The organism is Kitasatospora sp. NPDC034533 (assembly GCF_055575155.1).
In genome coordinates, this window is the sequence record NZ_JBVITE010000056.1 from 1 (window position 1) to 17,906 (window position 17,906).

Here is a 17,906-nt window from a genome sequence, read left to right on the forward strand (position 1 = left end):
CAGAAACGAGCATCGACCTCGGATATGTCCCCACCCATGAACAGCCCAACGAGCGAACCCAACGAACGTCACGGTAAGCACCGTTGCAGTACTAGCCGGACCCGCCAACCCGCCAAGTCGCCAACTCACCAAGAAGAGACAAGAAGAGATCAGACCTGCTCGGCCAGCTCCAGCCAGCTCATCTCCAGCTCCTCCTTCTCCTCCCGGACCGCGCGCAGCTGCGCGTCCAGCTCCGCGACCTTGGAGAAGTCGGCGGCGTGCTCGGCGAGTTGGGCGTGCAGCTTGGACTCCTTCTCGTCCAGCTTGGCGATCTGCCGCTCCAGCTTCTGCATCTCCTTCTTCGCCGCCCGCAGGTCCCCGCCGGAGAGCCCGGTAGCGGCAGCGGCAGCGGGAGTCCCCGCCGAGGCCGCCGAAGGAGCCGCGGCCGAAGCAGCGGAGGCGGCCGCTGCGGCAGCCATCCGGGCCCGGCGCTCCAGATACTCGTCCACGCCGTTCGGCAGCATCCGCATCTTCCTGTCGCCGAGCAGCGCGTGGACGGTGTCCGTGGTGCGCTCGATGAAGAAGCGGTCGTGGCTGATGACGATCATCGAGCCCGGCCAGCCGTCGAGCAGGTCCTCCAGCTGGTTGAGCGTCTCGATGTCCAGGTCGTTGGTCGGCTCGTCCAGGAACAGCACGTTGGGCTCGTCCATCAGCAGCCGCAGCAGCTGGAGCCGGCGCCGCTCGCCACCGGACAGGTCGCCGACCGGCGTCCACTGCTTGTCCTTGCCGAAGCCGAACTGCTCGCACAGCTGGCCCGCGCTCATCTCCCGGCCCTTGCCGAGGTCGACCCGCGAGCGGACCTGCTCGACGGCCTGGAGCACCCGGGTCGCCGGGTCCAGCTCGGCGACCTCCTGGGACAGGTACGCCAGTCGTACGGTCTTGCCGACCTTGATCACGCCCGAGGCCGGCTGGACGTCGCCCTCCGAGGCGTACGCGTCGCGCATCGCCCGCAGCAGCGAGGTCTTGCCGGCGCCGTTGACGCCGAGCAGGCCGATCCGGTCGCCGGGGCCGAGCTGCCAGGTGAGGTTCTCCAGCAGCAGCTTCGGACCGGCCTTGACGGTCACGTTCTCCAGGTCGAAGACCGTCTTACCGAGCCGGGCGTTGGCGAACTTCATCAGCTCGGACTTGTCGCGCGGCTCCGGCACGTCCGCGATCAGGGCGTTGGCGGCCTCGATCCGGTAGCGCGGCTTGGAGGTACGGGCGGGGGCGCCGCGACGCAGCCAGGCCAGCTCCTTGCGGGCCATGTTCTGGCGCTTCTGCTCCTCGACGGCCTCGATCCGGGAGCGCTCGGCGCGGGCGAAGACGTAGTCGGAGTAGCCGCCCTCGTACTCGTGCACCTCGCCGTGCTGGACGTCCCACATCCGGGTGCAGACCTGGTCGAGGAACCAGCGGTCGTGGGTGACGCAGACGAGCGCGGAGCGGCGCTTCTGCAGGTGCTGGGCGAGCCAGTTGATGCCCTCGACGTCGAGGTGGTTGGTGGGCTCGTCGAGGATGATCAGCTCCGGGGAGCCGAGCAGCAGCTTGGCGAGGGCGATCCGGCGGCGCTCGCCGCCGGAGAGCGGGCCGATGACGGTGTCCAGGCCGTCGGCGAAGCCGGGCAGGTCGAGGCCTCCGAAGAGGCCCTCGATGATGTCGCGGATCCGGGCGTCGCCGAGCCACTCGTGGTCGGCCCGGTCGGCGATCACCTCGTGCCGGATGGTCGCGTTCGGGTCGAGCGAGTCGTGCTGGGTGAGGACGGCCGGTTCGAGGCCGCCGCTCCAGGTGATCCGGCCGCCGTCGGGCTCCTCCAGCTTGGCGAGCATCCGGATCAGGGTGGTCTTGCCGTCGCCGTTGCGGCCGACGACGCCGATCCGGTCGCCCTCGCTGACGCCCAGACTGACCGCGTCCAGCAGGGTGCGGGTGCCGTAGACCTTCGTGACGGACTCGATGGTGGCGAGGTTGACGGCCACGTGTGCTGCGCTCCTGGGTTCGGCGGTCGCGGGGCGGCCCGCCGCTCGACGGCCGGGCGCCCCTCTCGGGGGCACCCCGATCTCCCCAGCCTAATGGCCCCGCCGGAACACCTTCACCGGGTCAGCCCACCCGGGACACCACCCCCGCACCGACCAGCGGGAACGTCCTCGCCGCACCGACCAGCGGGAACGCCCCGCCCGGGCGCCGGGGAACGCTCCCACCGCCCCGGCCGCCGGAAAAGCCACGGCCGCCGCCGAAACCCCGGCCACCGGAAAGCCGGCCGCCCGCAAGGCCTCAGCCCACCACGGACGCCCCCGGCACCGGCCCGTACGTGGTGTGCGCCGTCCGGCAGGTGCCGGAGGCCCGCAGCGCCCCGGCCACGGCGGCGGCCGCTTCGGCGTCCTTGACCAGGAAGGCGCAGGTCGGCCCGGAGCCGGAGACCAGCGCCCCGAGCGCGCCCGCCTCGGTGCCGACCCGCAGGGTGGCGGCGAGCGCGGGGCGCAGCGACAGCGCGGCGGGCTGGAGGTCGTTGGCGAGCGCGGCGGCCAGGGCGACGGTGTCGCCCTGGGCGAGCGCGGCGAGCAGTGCCGGGTCTGCCTCCGGGGTGGGCACGTCGGCGTCGCTGGAGCCGGTGCCGGCCTCCTCGCGCAGCCGGTCGCACTCGCGGAACACGGCGGGGGTGGACAGGCCGCCCTCGGCGACCGCGAAGACCCAGTGGTGGGTGCCCTCGACGGGCAGCGGCTCCAGGATCTCGCCTCTGCCTCGGCCCAGCGCGACGCCGCCGAGCAGGGCGAACGGCACGTCGGAGCCGAGTTCGGCGGCCAATTCCAGCAGCTCCGGGAGCGGGGTGTCCAGCTGCCACAGCGCGTCGCAGGCGACCAGCGCCGCCGCGCCGTCGGCGCTGCCGCCGGCCATCCCACCGGCCACCGGGATGGCCTTGGCGATGTGCAGGTGCACGCCGGGGTCGGCGATGCCGTGGTGGGCGGCGAGCAGCCGGGCGGCGCGGGCGGCGAGGTTGCTGTCGTCCAGCGGGACGACGGCGGCGTCCGGGCCGGTGCAGCTCAGGGTGACGCCCTCTCCCGCCGAGGCGGTGACCTCGTCGCCGAGCGCGACGGCGAAGAAGACGTTGGTCAGGTCGTGGAAGCCGTCGGCGCGCAGGCCGCCGACCCCCAGCTGGACGTTGACCTTGGCCGGTACCCGTACGGTGATCACACGGCGTCCTTAGCAGGCTTGTGCTCGGCGATGACAGGCTTGTGCTCGGCGATCGCGGCGAACTGCTCCACCGTGAGCATCTCGCCGCGCAGCTTGTGGTCGATGCCGGCGGCCGCGAGCGCCTGCTCGGCCCCGGCGGCGGAGCCCGCCCAGCCGGCCAGCGCGGCGCGCACGGTCTTGCGACGCTGGGCGAACGCGGCGTCGACCACCGCGAACACCTCCTCGCGGCTGGCGGTGGTCTTCGGCGGCTCGCGGCGGATCAGCGAGACCAGTCCGGAGTCGACGTTGGGGGCGGGCCAGAACACGTTGCGCCCGATGGCGCCGGCCCGCTTCACGTCGGCGTACCAGTTGGCCTTGACCGACGGGACGCCGTACACCTTGTTGCCCGGCTTGGCGGCGAGCCGGTCGGCGACCTCGCTCTGCACCATCACCAGGGTCCGCTCGATGCTGGGGAAGGTCGCCAGCATGTGCAGCAGGACGGGCACGGCGACGTTGTACGGGAGGTTGGCGACCAGCGCCGTGGGCGCCGGCCCGGGCAGCTCGGTGACCTCCATGGCGTCGCTGAACACCAGGTCGAAGGCGTCGGCCTTGCCGGGCATCCGGGCGGCGACGGTGTCCGGCAGGTGCTGCGCCAGCACCGGGTCGATCTCGACCGCGGTGACGTGCCGCGCCACCTCCAGCAGCGCCAGCGTGAGCGAGCCGAGCCCGGGGCCGACCTCCACCACCGCGTCCTGCTCCGTCACCTCGGCGGCCCGGACGATCCGCCGCACGGTGTTGCCGTCGATGACGAAGTTCTGCCCGCGCTGCTTGGTCGGCTTCACGCCGAAGGCGGCCGCCAGCTCCCGGATGTCGGCGGCGCCCAGGAGGTGGCTGTCAGGGGTGGGGTCGGTGGTGCTCACGCGCCAAGGATACGGGCGCCGGGGGCCCTCAGAGTTCGACGGCCTCGACGAGATCGATCTCGACGGGGTACGGCACCGAGGTGCGGAGCACGCCCTCGTGCTGGGCGACGGGCAGGTAGACGCCCTTCTCCTCGTCCCGGTGGAACTCGTGGACGATGGGGAGGTTGTCGATGCCGCGCTCGACCCGCCAGTAGTAGGGGATCTTCTTCTCGGCGTACTGGCCGGGCTTGCGGAAGCGGTCGTTCGCCCGGGTGCCGTGCGAGACGACCTCCACGGCCAGCACCACCGCCTCCGGGGGGAGGCACTCCAGCTCGAAGACGTCCAGTCCGGTCTTGTCGAACACCACGACGTCCGGTTTGGTCGTGTTGTCGTCGTCGAGCAGGACGCACCGCTCCACGTTGGCCGCGTAGGGCACCACCCGTGCGCTGCGAAGGGCCGAGTACAGCTCGTCCCGCACCTGGTCATGCCACTGATTCGTCTGCCCCCGGACCACGATGACTCCGTCCACCAGATCCCAATCGAACGGCAGGTCGAGGTTCTTGACCTGCTCGTACGTCCAGTCCTGGGACAGCGCATGCATCCGGTCGAGGTGATCGTCGACGGGTTCGACGGGTTCGTTGATCGGCTCGGCGGTCATTGCCACCTCCCTCACTGCACTCATGCTAGCCAGCCTAGGTAGCGATCAGGAGTGCCGAACCGTTTCCTCAGAACCGGAAATCCGTTCGACCGGGTCAGTGCCCGAAGCTCGACGCCCGGAGCTCGACGTCCGAAGCTCGACGTCCCAACCTCGGTACCCGAACCTCAGTACCCGAAGGCCCGCGCCGTGTTCGCCGCGACGGCCGCCGACAGCTCGTCCTCGTGCAGCCCCAGCGTCGCGGCCATCGAGCGCACCGTGACCGGGATCAGGTAGGGGGCGTTCGGGCGGCCGCGGTAGGGGTGCGGGGTGAGGAACGGGGCGTCGGTCTCGACCAGGATCCGGTCCAGCGGGGTGGCGAGCAGGGCGTCCCGCAGCGGCTGGTTGGCCTTGAAGGTGACGGGCCCGGCGAAGGAGAGGTACCAGCCGTGCTCGGCGCAGGTCTTCGCCATCCGCGCGTCGCCCGAGTAGCAGTGGAAGACCGTCCGCTCCGGGGCGCCCTCCGCCAGCAGGACGGCGATGACGTCCTCGTGGGCGTCCCGGTCGTGGATGACCAGGGCCTTGCCGTGCCGCTTGGCCATCTCGATGTGGCGGCGGAACGACTCCTTCTGGATCTCCACGCCCTCCGGCCCGGTGCGGAAGTAGTCCAGGCCGGTCTCGCCGACGGCGAGCACCTGGGGCAGGGCGGCCAGGGCGTCGATCTCGGCGAGCGCCTCGTCCAGCGCCGCCTGGCCGCCCGCGGGGCGCTGCTGCCCGGACCAGCCGTCCGGATCGCCGAGGAAGATCCGCGGCGCCTCGTTGGGGTGCAGGGCGACGGCCGCGTGCACCTGCTCGTACCGGGCCGCCAGATCGGCGGCCCAGCGCGAGCCGGGCACGTCGCAGCCCACCTGGACCACCGTGGTGACCCCGACCGAGGCGGCCTTCGCCAGGCCCTCGGCCGGGGTGCCGGACTGCATGTCCAGGTGGGTGTGCGAGTCGGCCACCGCCACGGCCAGGGGTTCCGGCAGCGGCGGCGGGGTCGACCGGTCGTCGTCCTTCTTGGCCATCGTCAGGCGGCCGGCTTCTCTTCGAGGCGCGGGAAGAGGATCTCGCCCTTGGTGACGGTGGCACCGGCGGGCAGCCGGCCCCAGTCGGCCGTGGTGGCGACGGTCTGCGCGGACAGCGCGCCCAGCCCGGCGGCCTCGGCGCCCAGCGAGGCCCACAGCTTCTCGGCGGTGGCCGGCATCACCGGGTTGAGCAGCACGGCGGTGGCGCGCAGCGACTCGGCGGCGGTGTAGAGGATGGTCGCCAGGCGGGCCTGCCCCTCGGCCGAGTCGTCCTTGGCGACCTTCCACGGCTCCTGCTCGGTGAGGTAGCCGTTGACCTGCTTGACGAACTCGAAGATCGCCGCGAGGCCGCCGGCGAAGTCCAGCTCCTCGCCGATCTTCCGGTCGGCGACCTCGACGGCCGTGCGCAGCCCGTCCGCGACGGCCTGCTCGGCGTCGCCGTGGGCGGCCGGGGCCGGGAGCGTCCCGCCGAAGTACTTGCCGACCATCGCGGCGACCCGGGAGGCCAGGTTGCCGAAGTCGTTGGCGAGCTCGGAGGTGTACCGGGCGGTGAAGTCCTCCCAGGAGAACGAGCCGTCGGTGCCGAACGGGATCGCCCGCAGGAAGTAGTAGCGGTACGCGTCCACGCCGAAGTGCGAGGTGAGGTCGGTGGGCGCGATGCCGGTCAGGTTGGACTTGGACATCTTCTCGCCGCCGACCATCAGCCAGCCGTTGGCGACGACCCGCTTGGGCAGCGGCAGCCCGGCGGCCATCAGCATGGCGGGCCAGATGACGGCGTGGAAGCGCAGGATGTCCTTGCCGACCAGGTGGACGGAGGCGGGCCACAGCTCGGCGAAGCGCTCCGGGTCGCTGCCGTAGCCGGCCGCGGTGATGTAGTTCTGCAGCGCGTCCACCCACACGTACAGGACGTGCTTCTCGTCCCAGGGCAGCGGAACGCCCCAGTTGAAGGTGGAGCGGGAGATCGAGAGGTCCTTGAGGTCCTGCTCGACGAAGCGCAGCACCTCGTTGCGGGCCGAGGCCGGCTGGATGAAGTCGGGGTTGGCGGCGTAGAACTCCAGCAGCCGCTCGCCGTAGGCGGAGAGCCGGAAGAAGTAGTTCTCCTCCTCCAGCCACTCCACCGGCCGCTTGTGCACGGGGCAGAGCTTCTCGTCCTCGGTGGCGCCGTCGAGCAGCTCGTTGGGGAGCTTGTACTCCTCGCAGCCGACGCAGTACGGGCCGGAGTAGCCGCCCTTGTAGATCTCGCCCTTGTCGAACAGGTCCTGGACGAACTCCTGCACCCGGGCGGTGTGCCGGTCCTCGGTGGTGCGGATGAAGTCGTCGTTGGCGATCTCCAGGTGCCGCCAGAGCGGCTTCCAGGCCTCTTCGACCAGCTTGTCGCACCACTCCTGCGGGCTGACGCCGTTCGCCTCGGCGGTCCGCATGATCTTCTGACCGTGCTCGTCGGTGCCGGTCAGGTACCACACCTTCTCGCCGCGCTGGCGGTGCCAGCGGGTGAGGACGTCGCCCGCCACGGTGGTGTACGCGTGGCCCAGGTGCGGGCGATCGTTGACGTAGTAGATCGGGGTGGAAACGTAGTACGCCGGGGCGCTCGCCCCGGTGGTGCTGTGGTCTGCAGTGGCCGCCATGGTCGGAAAGCTTAGTCGGGCGCGCGGACCGCCCTCGACCGAGTTCTCTCCCGGCCGGAGGCGGTCCTGCCCGTCGCCCCGGTGTCAGCCCAGCAGCCGCGACCAGAACCGGGCCCAGCGCCCGCGCGGCCGGGTGGGCTCGGCCGCCGGGGGCGCCCCGGCCGGCTCGGCGTGGGCGGGGTAGCCGGGCGCGTGCTGCCAGGCCTGGTCGGCGGAGGCGACCCGGCCCTCGCGCATGATCCGCACCGTGTGGCCGCCGCAGCCCGGGCAGGTCGGCTTGAGGAGCGGTGACGGCACCCGGACGCCGTTGGCGTGGTACTCGAACACGACGTGCCCGTCCTTGGCGACGTGGTGCTCGATGTCGTACGCCTGCTCCCAGCCGTACCCGCAGCGCAGGCACGCGAAGGAGTAGGCCTCCCGTACGGTCTCGACGGGAGTGTGCGGCCGGCCGGCCAGGCCGGCGGTGCTCAGTGCGCTGCCACTGCGGGGGCTACCGACAACATCGCTCATGGCCGTCTCCCAGCGCCCGCCGGGCGCTCGCCCGGCTGGGTCTTTCCTTTCCAGGAAATGCCCGGACCGCCCCGGCCGACGCCCCGCTTGTGAAGACTTGGATGCGCGTTGGTCAGACCTATACGAAAATCCTCGCGGGGTCCGGGGAGCGCGACCGGAACGTCAGCTCAGCGGGTGTCCAACCGGGGCCTTCTCTCCACGGTACGACTCCGCGTGAGCATCGCAACCCCCGGTGTTCACGCCTTTTTCGGGCCTCCCTCCAGCCCCTCCTTCTTCGCCGCCACGACCGCGTCGAAGACCTCCCGCTTGGGCAGCGAGAGCTCCGCGGCGACGGCGGCGATGGCCTCCTTGCGCCGTTCCCCGGCCTCCTCCCGGACGGCCACCAGCCGGGCCAGCTCGGCCGGGGTCAGCTCCTCGGGGGCGGCCGGCGGGGCACCCGCGACCACGACGGTGATCTCGCCCTTGACGCCCTCGGCCGCCCAGGCGGCCAGCTCGCCGATCGGGCCGCGCTTGACCTCCTCGTAGGTTTTGGTGAGCTCGCGGCAGACGGCGGCCGGGCGCTGCGGCCCGAACGCCTCGGCCATCGCGGACAGCGCCTCGGCGATCCGGTGCGGCGCCTCGAAGAACACCATGGTGCGCGGTTCGGCGGCGATCGAGGCGAGCTGCCGGGCCCGGTCGCCGGTCTTGCGCGGCAGGAAGCCCTCGAAGGTGAAGCGGTCCACCGGCAGGCCGGACAGCGCGAGCGCGGTGAGCACCGCCGAGGGCCCGGGCACCGCGGTGACCTTGACGTCGGCCGCCACGGCGGCCGCGACCAGCCGGTAGCCGGGGTCGGAGACCGAGGGCATGCCGGCGTCGGTGACCAGCAGCACCCGGGCGCCGCCGAGCAGCGCCTCGACCAGTTCGGGGGTGCGGCCGACCTCGTTGCCCTCGAAGTACGAGACCACCCGCCCGGCCGGGGTGACCCCGAGCGCCTGGGTGAGCCAGCGCAGCCGGCGGGTGTCCTCCGCCGCGATGACGTCCGCCGTGGCCAGTTCGTGGACCAGTCGGGGCGGGGCGTCCGAGACGTCGCCGATGGGGGTGCCTGCGAGAACGAGTACTCCTGTCACGGACCCCATCCTCGCAGTTACCCGCCGCGGGAGCTTTTGGTGACGATTCGGTCAGCTTCCGAGGGAGCGGACACGCGTGCGAAGAGCGCCCCTACGATGTGGCGGATGAACGGCGACACGGCGGCGCAGACGCCCACTGGTACAGACCACTCCGCGGTCGGCGGCGTCGGCCTGCCGTCCCCCCGCTCACCGCAGGCCGGGCCGGCCGGCTGGCGCGAACGCCTGGCCCGGTACGGCTACGCCGCCCGGCCCGGGGCGACGCTCACCGAGCGGCTGGCCCCGCCGATGCCGGACGGCCCCCGGGTGACGCCCCCGGACGTGCCGCAGTCCCCGCTGCTGCTGCGGATGGGCCTCTCGCTGCCGCAGGGCCTCTGGTACTTCCTCTGCCGCTGGGCCGGCTGGCTCGGCCCGGTCGCGGTGGCGGTGTTCGCCGGGATCCTGCGGTTCACCGACCTCGGCCAGCCGCACGCGATCATCTTCGACGAGACGTACTACGCCAAGGACGCCTACGCGCTCTGGCACGGCGGCTACGAGATCAACTGGCCGGAGGACGCCAACACCACGATCATGACGCCGGGCGCGGCCGTCCCGTACCGGGCGACGCCCTCGTACGTGGTCCATCCCCCGGTGGGCAAGTGGATCATCGGCGCGGGCGAGCAGCTGTTCGGCATGAACCCCTTCGGCTGGCGGTTCTCGGTGGCCCTGCTCGGCACCCTGTCGGTGCTGATGCTGGCCCGGATCGCCCGCCGGATGTTCCGCTCCACCCTGCTGGGCTGCGTGGCGGGCCTGCTGCTCGCGGTGGACGGCCTGCACCTGGTGCTCAGCCGGGCCGCCCTGCTCGACCTGGTGGTGATGTTCTGGACCCTCGCCGCCTTCGGCTTCCTCGTCCTGGACCGCGACCGCACCCGCGCCCTGCTGGCCACGAAACTGGGCGGCATCGAGGACCCGGAGCTCGCCCAGCGGGTGAACCTGGGCTGGCGCCCGTACCGGATCGCGGCCGGCGTCTGCGTCGGCCTGACGGCGGGCACCAAGTGGAGCGGCCTGTACGTCCTGGCGGCCTTCGGCCTGATGACCGTGCTCTGGGACGTCGGCGCCCGCCGGCTGGCCGGCGCCCCGCGCCCCTACCTGGCCGTGCTCGCCCGGGACGCGGTGCCGGCCTTCGTCTCGGTCGCGGTGGTCTCGGTCGCGACCTACGTCGCCTCCTGGTGGGGCTGGTTCGCCAGCAGCAACGCCCCCGGGCAGGGCGGCTGGGGCCGGGACTGGGCGGTCGGCCGCGCCACGGACTTCCCGTGGATACCCGAGGGCCTGCGCGCCCTGTGGCACTACCACACCACGGTCTACGACTTCCACGTCGGCCTGAGCGACCCCCACACCTACCAGTCCAACCCGTGGTCCTGGCTGGTGCTGGGCCGGCCGGTGTCCTTCTTCTACGAGTCCCCCAAGTTCGGCCAGGCCGGCTGCACCGCCGCCGACTGCGCCCGCGAGGTGCTGGGCATCGGCACCCCGCTGCTGTGGTGGACGGGCGTCGTGGCGCTGGTCTACTGCCTGTGGCGCTGGGCGCTGCGGCGGGACTGGCGGGCCGGCGCGCTGCTCTGCGGCCTGGCCGCCGGCTACCTGCCCTGGTTCGCCTTCCAGGAGCGGACGATCTTCCTCTTCTACGCGGTGGCCTTCGTCCCGTTCCTGGTGCTGGCGGTGACGATGCTGGTCGGCGCCCTGATCGGACCGGCCGGCGCCTCCCGGGACCGCCGGATCATCGGTTCCGCGGCGGCCGGCCTGCTGGTCCTGCTGATCGTCTGGAACTTCCTGTTCTTCTACCCGCTGTTCACCGGGCAGACCATCCCGCTGGAGGACTGGCGCCGCCGGATGTGGTTCACCACCTGGATCTGACGCCCCCGGCCCGGCACGCACCCGGTTCCCGCGAATCGTCCGCACCCGGTGCGGAGCTCGTACCAGATCCGTCACAAGTCCCGGGCCATTCGACGACGCACCGATCCGCGCTGCCTAGGGTGGTGGGGTACCGCGTTTCCGGCCCGGCCGGTTGCGCCCGGCCGCGAGAACCCCTGGGGGACCTGCACCATGCGCAGTGGCGCGAAGATCGGCATCATCACCGGCGTGTCCATCGCCGTCCTCGCGGGCGGCGGCTACGGCGTGTACAGCCTGGTGGGCGACTCGGGCGGCTCCGGTGCCAAGAAGCCGCGCACCGTGGTCGCCGAACCGCCGACCACCGAGCAGGCCGCCGCCGGGATGAAGGACTTCCTGACGGCCTGGCAGGCCGGCGACATCGCCAAGGCGGCCTCGCTGACCGACGACCCGGCCGCGGCCACCACCGCCCTGACCGCCTTCCGGGACCAGGTCAAGCCGAGCGCGCTGACCCTCACCCCGTTCGGCGAGACCACCCAGCAGGTCTTCTCCGCCGCCACCGGCACCCCCGCCCCGCCCGCCAAGCCGTCCGCCGGGGCCTCCGCGACGCCGGGCGCCGACGACACGCCGTCCGCCACCGCCACGCCCGGGCCGACCGGCAAGCTGATGTCCTACAAGGCGCGCGCCGAGTTCGCGGGCACCAGCCGGGTCTGGGACTACCAGGGCTTCCTGGGCGTCGTGAAGATGAGCGACAACACCCCGGCCGTGCACTGGGCGCCGTCGGTGATCCACCCCCACCTGTCCGGCAACGAGACCATCGCCGTCCAGCCGGTCTTCGCCCCGCCGTCCACCGTGGTGGACCGCAACGGCAAGCCGATCCAGGGCGCCTCGCTCACCTCGGCGCTGATGAGCACCCTCCAGGACAACGCCAACAAGCTGCTGCCGCCGGACCCGAACAAGGACCAGGACGCGGGCAGCGCGGTGGTGATCTCCGACCCGTCCGGCAAGGGCCCCCAGGACAAGCTGTTCACCATCGTCGAGCCGAAGCCCGGCAAGCCGTTCAAGGTGACCATCGACAACACCCTCCAGGCCGCCGCCGAGAAGGCGATGACCGACCTGGGCGGCAAGCCCGGCTCCATCGTGGCGATCGAGCCGAGCACCGGTCAGGTGCTCGCCTTCGCCAACTCTCCGGCCACCGGCCAGAACCGGGCCTTCACCGGGCTGCTCGCGCCCGGCTCGACGATGAAGATCGTCACCTCGGCGGCGCTGCTGGAGACCGGGATCAACCCGGACACCGTGGTGGCCTGCCCGGAGAAGAGCACCAACGCGGTGGCGATCCCGAACGACTTCCCGGGCGCCTTCCCGAACAACACGCTCCAGCAGGACTTCATGGTGTCCTGCAACACGGCCTTCATCAACCAGGGCCTGACCAGCCTCAAGCCCGACACGCTCTCCAGCACGGCCAAGGACGTGTTCGGCATCGGCCTGGAGTGGAAGACCGGCCTGCCGAACGCCGACGGCAAGGTCCCGGCGGCGCCGGGCAGCAAGGACGAGCAGGCGATGAACTACATCGGCCAGGGCAAGGTCCAGATGAACCCGCTGGCCATCGCCTCGATCACCGCGACCGTCCAGAGCGGGGCGTTCAAGCAGCCGATCCTGGTCGCCGGTCTGCCGCAGCAGCCCGCCACCCGGCAGATCTCGCCGGACGTCGCCGCCAAGCTGCGCGCGATGATGAACGCCACCGCCACCGGCGGCACGGCCAGCCAGGTGATGGCCGGGATCACCGACAACGCGGGGGCCAAGACCGGCTCCGCCGAGGTCCAGGGCGCGTCCACCACCAACAGCTGGTTCACCGCCTTCCGCGGCAACCTCGCGGTGGCCGCCGAGGTCCAGGGCGGCGGTCACGGCGTGGACGCGGCCGGCCCGGCCGTCGCCTCCGTCCTGAAGGCCAACGGGCGCTGAGCCCGGACGGCCCCGAGAACGCCGCGGCCCGCCCTCGCCTCCCGGCAGGGCGGGCCGCGGCGTTCCGGGCTCCCCGTCAGCTCCTCGGCAGCGCGGGCAGCGGCCGCCGCCGCACCGGACCGAGCCGCACCGGGCGCCGGCTGCTCCGGCGCCGGGCCGCCAGCCGGGGCCAGATCATCAGCACCACCGGCAGCGCCAGGTACCCGAAGCGTCCGGCGGGGGCCAGCATGAAGGCGATCGCGAGCCCGGCGGCCAGCAGGTCGGCCGCGGCGATCGCGGAGACCGGCGGCCTGGCCAGCAGCCAGATCGCCACCCCGATCAGGGCCATCGTCATCAGCGACAGCGAGATCGCGTGGCCGGTCGGCCCGAAGCCGGCCAGCACCTTGCCCGGCAGCGGGCTGCCCGCCGGGGTGCGGATCGCCGTCATCCCGAGCGGGAAGCGCACCACCTGCTCGCGCAGCGCGTCCGCCCGGGTGAGCGCGGCGGGCAGGATCACCGCCGCGCTCACCCCGACGCCGATCAGCGCGGTCCGGGCCGCGGGCCGCCGCCCGTACAGCCGCCAGAGCAGCAGGACGGCCACCGGCAGCGCGGGCCAGGCCGTCCACTTCAGGGTGCAGGCCAGGGCGAGCACCAGTCCGGCGGCGACCGTGCGGTCCCGTTCGGCGAGCGCCATGGCCAGGCAGCAGACCCCGATCAGCGGCAGGTCCACCCCGCCGACCACCAGGGCGAGCGCGATCAGCGGCGAGGCGGTGAGGACGGCCAGCGGCAGCAGCGGCGCCCGGTCCCTGGACGGCCGCAGCAGCCGCCAGGCGGCCAGCAGGCAGGCGAGGAAGGTCAGCGCGAACCAGATCCGGGCGTCCCCGGCGACCCTCGCGAAGGCGGTGGAGTCGCCGAGCAACTGCCTCGGCATCCCGAACAGGGACATCGCCGGCAGGTACGGGTTGTAGTCGGTGACCACCACCGGGTGCGGCAGGTACGGGGTGCCGGTGGTGAGCAGCAGGTGGGCCGAGCGTTCGACCACCATCACCTCGGACTGGTGGCGGCCGTGCAGGGCGAGCAGTCCGAGCGGTACCAGGACGGCCCCGAGGAGGGCGACCGAGGCGGCGGCGCGGGCCGCGTGGCGGCGCGGCAGGATGAGGCAGAGCACGCCGGCCAGGGCGTAGGCGGGGGCGGCGACCAGCCCCCAGAGCCGCTGGTTGGGCAGGTCGGAGACGAGCGGGAAGGCGGCCGCCCATCCCGCCGCGACCAGGCAGCCGAGCAGTTGGACGGTCCGCGTCGAGGCGAGCGTGGCGAGCCGGGTGGAGTTCAGCCGATCGGGCGTGGGCGGAAAGGTGCTCTCGACGCGCTGGCGGGGGAACCGCCGGACGGAGAAACCGCGCGGCCGGCGTCCGGGGCCGGACGACGCCTCGGTCGCTGAGGTCGGGGCCGGCGTCCTGCCGCGGCCGGTGATGCGGCCGCGCGGGCGGGAGTGGCCGGGCGTGCGGGTGCTCACCATGATGGAAGGTTAGGGGTGGGGGCCGGGCCGTGTCGCCACGACGACGGACACCGGACTGGCGATGGCGTGAAAGGGCCGCCGGCCGCCGCGGCGGTCGGCGGCCCTTCCTCCGGAATTCGTCCGGGGGTCAGCCCGCGGCGCTGTCCGTGGGGACGGCGGGCTGCTCCGGCCGCTCCAACCGGGAGTGCTTGATGCTGTAGCCGAAGTACACCACCAGGGCCACCGCGAGGGCGATCGCCCCGGCCCGGAAGGTGTCGGCGTGCAGGCCGGTGATCAGGTAGACGCAGAAGCCGACGCTGATCAGCGGGACGACCGGGTAGCCGGGCACCTTGAAGCCGCGCGGCAGGTCGGGCTGGGTGCGGCGCAGCACGATCACGCCGATCGAGACCACCGAGAAGGCCACCAGCGTGCCGAGGCTGGTGATGTCGGCCAGCACCCGCAGCGGGATGAACGCGGCCAGCGCGCCCACGCCGAGGCCGACCACGACGGTGTTCCAGACCGGGGTGCCGGTGCGCGGGGAGAGTTCGGCGAAGCGCTTGGGCAGCATGCCGTCGCGGCCCATCGAGTACAGGATGCGGGTCTGGCCGTAGATCACCACGAGGGTGACGCTGAAGATCGAGACGATCGCGCCGATCGCGAAGAGGATCGCCGGCCAGCTCTGGCCGGTGATGTCCTGGAGGATCTGGGCGAGGCCGGCCTCCTGGCCCTCGAACTTGGTCCACGGCTGGGCGCCGATGCCCGCCAGGGCGACCAGGATGTAGAGCAGGGTCACCACGACCAGCGAGATGATGATCGCCAGCGGCAGGGTGCGGCGCGGGTTCCTGACCTCCTCGCCGGCGGTTGACACGGCGTCCAGGCCGATGAACGAGAAGAAGATGCTGGAGGCCGCGATCTGGACGCCGCCGATGCCGAGCGGCATGAACGGGGTCAGGTTGCCGGAGTGGAAGCCGGTGAGCGCCACGCAGACGAACATCAGCAGGATCACGATCTTGGTGGCCACCATCGCCGCGTTGACCTTGGCGGACTCGCTCACCCCGCGGATCAGCAGCACGCAGACCATGGCGACCAGCAGCAGCGCCGGCAGGTTGAACCAGTGGGTGGCGTCCGGCGCGCCGGAGAGCTCCTCGGGGATGGTGAAGCCGAAGGCCAGGCCGAAGAACTTGTTCAGGTACTCGGCCCAGGTCACCGCGATCGCGGAGGCGGAGACGCCGTACTCCATCAAGAGGCAGACGCCGACGCCGAAGGCCACGCCCTCGCCGAGGGTGGCGTACGCGTAGGAGTAGGAGGAGCCGGAGGCCGGGATCGCGGAGGCCATCTCGGCGTAGCAGAGCGCGGTGAGCCCGGCGGTGACGGCGGCGATCACGAAGGACAGGATGACGGCCGGTCCGGCCGAGGGCACGGCGGTGTTCAGCACGAAGAAGATGCCGGTGCCGATGGTGGCGCCGATGCCGATCGAGGACAGTTGCCACAGGCCGATCGAGCGGCGCAGGTGGATGCCGGAGCGCCCGCCCTCCTCGGGCGCTCCGCCCGGGGGGACGTCCTTGCCTTCGGTCTCGGCGATCAGGGTCGAGACGGGCTTGCGTCGCAGCAGACGCGCGCCGAGGGTGTTGCTGGCCAAAACCGCGGTCCTTCTGGGCGGGGGGAGGGTGCGTCGGCAGCCCTGCCACGGGGTGTCATCGGGGACCAACCGAACGAACGTGGGGCAGTACCCGTCGAAAGCACCGGTATCGCAAACGAACAGTCCCAATCGGTTCATTGTACGGATGAATGCATAACAATGCACAAGTCGGACCGTTTCTGATCGAAACGTCGGCGTGGCGTGCCGGGCGGCACGGGTGTACGGACCACCCGCCCCGGCGCGTCCGTCACCGTCCGGACCGCCCGGGCACCCTCACCCCGCCCGCCGTCCGGCCAGCGCCGCCACCCCGCCACCGGCCGCGGCCAGCAGCCCGACCGCGGCCAGCAGGCTCCCCCAGGGCACCGCGACCTCACCGGTCCGGGCCGCCGACACCAGGCCCCGCACCGCCGCGTTGGCCGGCGAGGCGGGCACCACCAGCAGCAGCGTGGCCAGCGCCGGCGCCGCCGGGATGCCGTACTGCGCGTGGACCAGCACCGGCCGGTGGGCCAGCGCCCCGGCCAGCACCCCCAGCAGCACGCAGACCACCGAGGCCGCCAGCCCGGCCAGCACCGCCTCCCCGGCCCCCGGTTCCCGGCGCGCCCCCGGATCGGCCACCGGCCCGCTGGTCCACCACACCGCCGCCACCTGGCCGACCGCCAGCACCAGCGACACCGTGAGCGCCGCCAGCAGCGCGCCCAGGTGCACCCGGACCGGCCCCGCCGCCGCCACCAGGCAGGCCCGCGAGGCCGGCGGCTCCGCGCTCAGCGCGCCGCGCACGTACCAGGCGCTCACCGGCAGCAGCACCCCCGCGCCGAAGCCGAGGCCGCCCAGCAGCGGATCACCCGCCGTCACCCCGATCACCAGCAGCAGCGCGTACGCCAGGAACGGCGGCAGCCAGGCGTGCGAGCGCAGCAGCAGCTCCAGGTGGTACCGGGTGAGCGAACCGATCCGCGCCGTCACCGCCCGCCCTCCGCCCGCCGCCGCACCGCCAGCACCCGGACGGCCGGGCCGCCCAGCAGCAGCCGGCGCAGCAGCGCGTCCGAGTGCGCGGCCGGCACGGCCAGCCGCACCGCCGTCCCGGCCAGCGCCGTCACCTCCGGCGAGCCGGGCAGCCGCGCGGGCAGCGGGGCACCGTCCGGGACGTCCACCTCGACCTCCATCACCGGACCGTCCGCCACCGGCTCCACCGCCTCCACCTCGACCGGCCGCAGCGCGCCGTCCGCACCGACCCGGTACGCCGCACTGGTCAGCCCGGCCAGCCGGGCCGGGTCGTGGTCGACGAACAGCACCGTGCCGCCCTCCGCCGCCCGCTCGGCCGCCGCCTCGTCCAGCACCGCCCGGGCCTGCGGGTCCAGCCCGGTCCAGGCCTCGTCCAGCAGCAGCACCCGCGCCCGCGGCAGCAGCGCCTGGGCGACCGCGACCTTCTGGCAGGTGCCCTTCGACAGCCGGCTCAGCGGCGTGCCCGCCCGGTCCGCGATGCCGAACCGGTCCAGCCACTCCCCGGCCCGCCGCCGCGCCCCCTCCGCCGACAGCCCGTGCACCCGGCCCACCCGCAGCAGGTAGGAGGCGGCGTCGAAGGGCAGCGCCGGCGGGAACCGCTCCGGCACGTACGCCACCGGGCCTGGCCGTCTCACCCGCCCGGTGCTCGGCCGCTCGATCCCGGCGGCCAGCCGCAGCAGCGTCGACTTGCCGCTCCCGTTGGACCCGGCGATCCGCACCAACTCGCCGGGCCCGAGCGCCAGATCGACCCCGTGCAGGATCCACCGCCCCCGCCGGCCGTACCGCTTGCCGACCGCCGCCAGCTCCATCGCGCCCCCAGTCCGCTCCGTTGTGCACGGAAGGCTATCCACCGCCGGTAAGGACGGCGTGAGCGAATTGCGCTGCCGCACGCCGGAGTTCACCACCGAGCGGATCGAGGCACGATCCGGACTCGTTTCGCCACCGCGAACT

At 72.9% G+C, this 17,906-nt stretch carries 14 protein-coding genes; 2 read left to right on the forward strand and 12 right to left on the reverse strand.

What is annotated here, in order from left to right:
- Positions 1-149: 149 nt before the first annotated feature.
- From ACZ55U_RS29945 to rsmI, 8 genes are all read right to left on the reverse strand, one after another.
- Positions 150-1,988, reverse strand: coding sequence for an ABC-F family ATP-binding cassette domain-containing protein (locus tag ACZ55U_RS29945; protein ID WP_465530989.1), 1,839 nt, complete (start codon positions 1,986-1,988; stop codon positions 150-152).
- A 295-nt stretch (positions 1,989-2,283) separates the two neighbouring features.
- Positions 2,284-3,201 (reverse strand): 4-(cytidine 5'-diphospho)-2-C-methyl-D-erythritol kinase, encoded by a 918-nt coding sequence (locus tag ACZ55U_RS29950; protein WP_465530991.1) that lies wholly within the window; start codon positions 3,199-3,201, stop codon positions 2,284-2,286.
- Entirely contained in the window at positions 3,198-4,100 is a 903-nt protein-coding gene (rsmA, locus tag ACZ55U_RS29955; protein WP_465530993.1) for a 16S rRNA (adenine(1518)-N(6)/adenine(1519)-N(6))-dimethyltransferase RsmA, read from the reverse strand. The genes ACZ55U_RS29950 and rsmA overlap by 4 nt, the downstream gene beginning before the upstream one ends.
- A gap of 28 nt (positions 4,101-4,128) precedes the next feature.
- Positions 4,129-4,761 (reverse strand): Uma2 family endonuclease, encoded by a 633-nt coding sequence (locus ACZ55U_RS29960; protein WP_465530995.1) that lies wholly within the window; start codon positions 4,759-4,761, stop codon positions 4,129-4,131.
- A gap of 140 nt (positions 4,762-4,901) precedes the next feature.
- Positions 4,902-5,780, reverse strand: coding sequence for a TatD family hydrolase (locus ACZ55U_RS29965; RefSeq protein ID WP_465530997.1), 879 nt, complete (start codon positions 5,778-5,780; stop codon positions 4,902-4,904).
- 2 nt (positions 5,781-5,782) lie between these two features.
- The gene (gene metG, locus ACZ55U_RS29970) at positions 5,783-7,405 is read right to left on the reverse strand and encodes a methionine--tRNA ligase (protein ID WP_465530999.1); all 1,623 of its coding nucleotides are present in this window, start codon (positions 7,403-7,405) and stop codon (positions 5,783-5,785) included.
- An 84-nt stretch (positions 7,406-7,489) separates the two neighbouring features.
- The gene (locus tag ACZ55U_RS29975; RefSeq protein ID WP_465531001.1) at positions 7,490-7,915 is read right to left on the reverse strand and encodes a hypothetical protein; all 426 of its coding nucleotides are present in this window, start codon (positions 7,913-7,915) and stop codon (positions 7,490-7,492) included.
- 236 nt (positions 7,916-8,151) lie between these two features.
- Positions 8,152-9,021: a 16S rRNA (cytidine(1402)-2'-O)-methyltransferase gene (gene rsmI / locus ACZ55U_RS29980; protein WP_465531003.1), complete on the reverse strand. Its 870-nt coding sequence runs from the start codon at positions 9,019-9,021 to the stop codon at positions 8,152-8,154.
- A gap of 96 nt (positions 9,022-9,117) precedes the next feature.
- Between rsmI and ACZ55U_RS29985 the strand changes: the two genes are divergently transcribed.
- Together ACZ55U_RS29985 and ACZ55U_RS29990 are read left to right on the forward strand one after the other, a co-directional pair.
- Positions 9,118-10,908: a dolichyl-phosphate-mannose--protein mannosyltransferase gene (locus ACZ55U_RS29985; protein ID WP_465531005.1), complete on the forward strand. Its 1,791-nt coding sequence runs from the start codon at positions 9,118-9,120 to the stop codon at positions 10,906-10,908.
- A 189-nt stretch (positions 10,909-11,097) separates the two neighbouring features.
- Entirely contained in the window at positions 11,098-12,843 is a 1,746-nt protein-coding gene (locus tag ACZ55U_RS29990) for a penicillin-binding transpeptidase domain-containing protein (RefSeq protein ID WP_465531007.1), read from the forward strand.
- A 76-nt stretch (positions 12,844-12,919) separates the two neighbouring features.
- Here the strand turns inward: ACZ55U_RS29990 and ACZ55U_RS29995 are convergent, their stop codons facing one another.
- The 4 genes from ACZ55U_RS29995 to ACZ55U_RS30010 form a co-directional block, all read right to left on the reverse strand.
- Positions 12,920-14,338 (reverse strand): glycosyltransferase 87 family protein, encoded by a 1,419-nt coding sequence (locus tag ACZ55U_RS29995; RefSeq protein ID WP_465531009.1) that lies wholly within the window; start codon positions 14,336-14,338, stop codon positions 12,920-12,922.
- A 127-nt stretch (positions 14,339-14,465) separates the two neighbouring features.
- A complete protein-coding gene (locus ACZ55U_RS30000; RefSeq protein ID WP_465531011.1) occupies positions 14,466-15,956 on the reverse strand; it encodes an APC family permease in 1,491 nt (496 codons plus the stop codon).
- 273 nt (positions 15,957-16,229) lie between these two features.
- On the reverse strand, positions 16,230-16,916 hold the full coding sequence (locus ACZ55U_RS30005) for an ABC transporter (protein ID WP_465531013.1): 687 nt from the start codon (positions 16,914-16,916) through the stop codon (positions 16,230-16,232).
- On the reverse strand, positions 16,913-17,764 hold the full coding sequence (locus ACZ55U_RS30010) for an ATP-binding cassette domain-containing protein (protein ID WP_465531015.1): 852 nt from the start codon (positions 17,762-17,764) through the stop codon (positions 16,913-16,915). The genes ACZ55U_RS30005 and ACZ55U_RS30010 overlap by 4 nt, the downstream gene beginning before the upstream one ends.
- Positions 17,765-17,906: the final 142 nt, after the last annotated feature.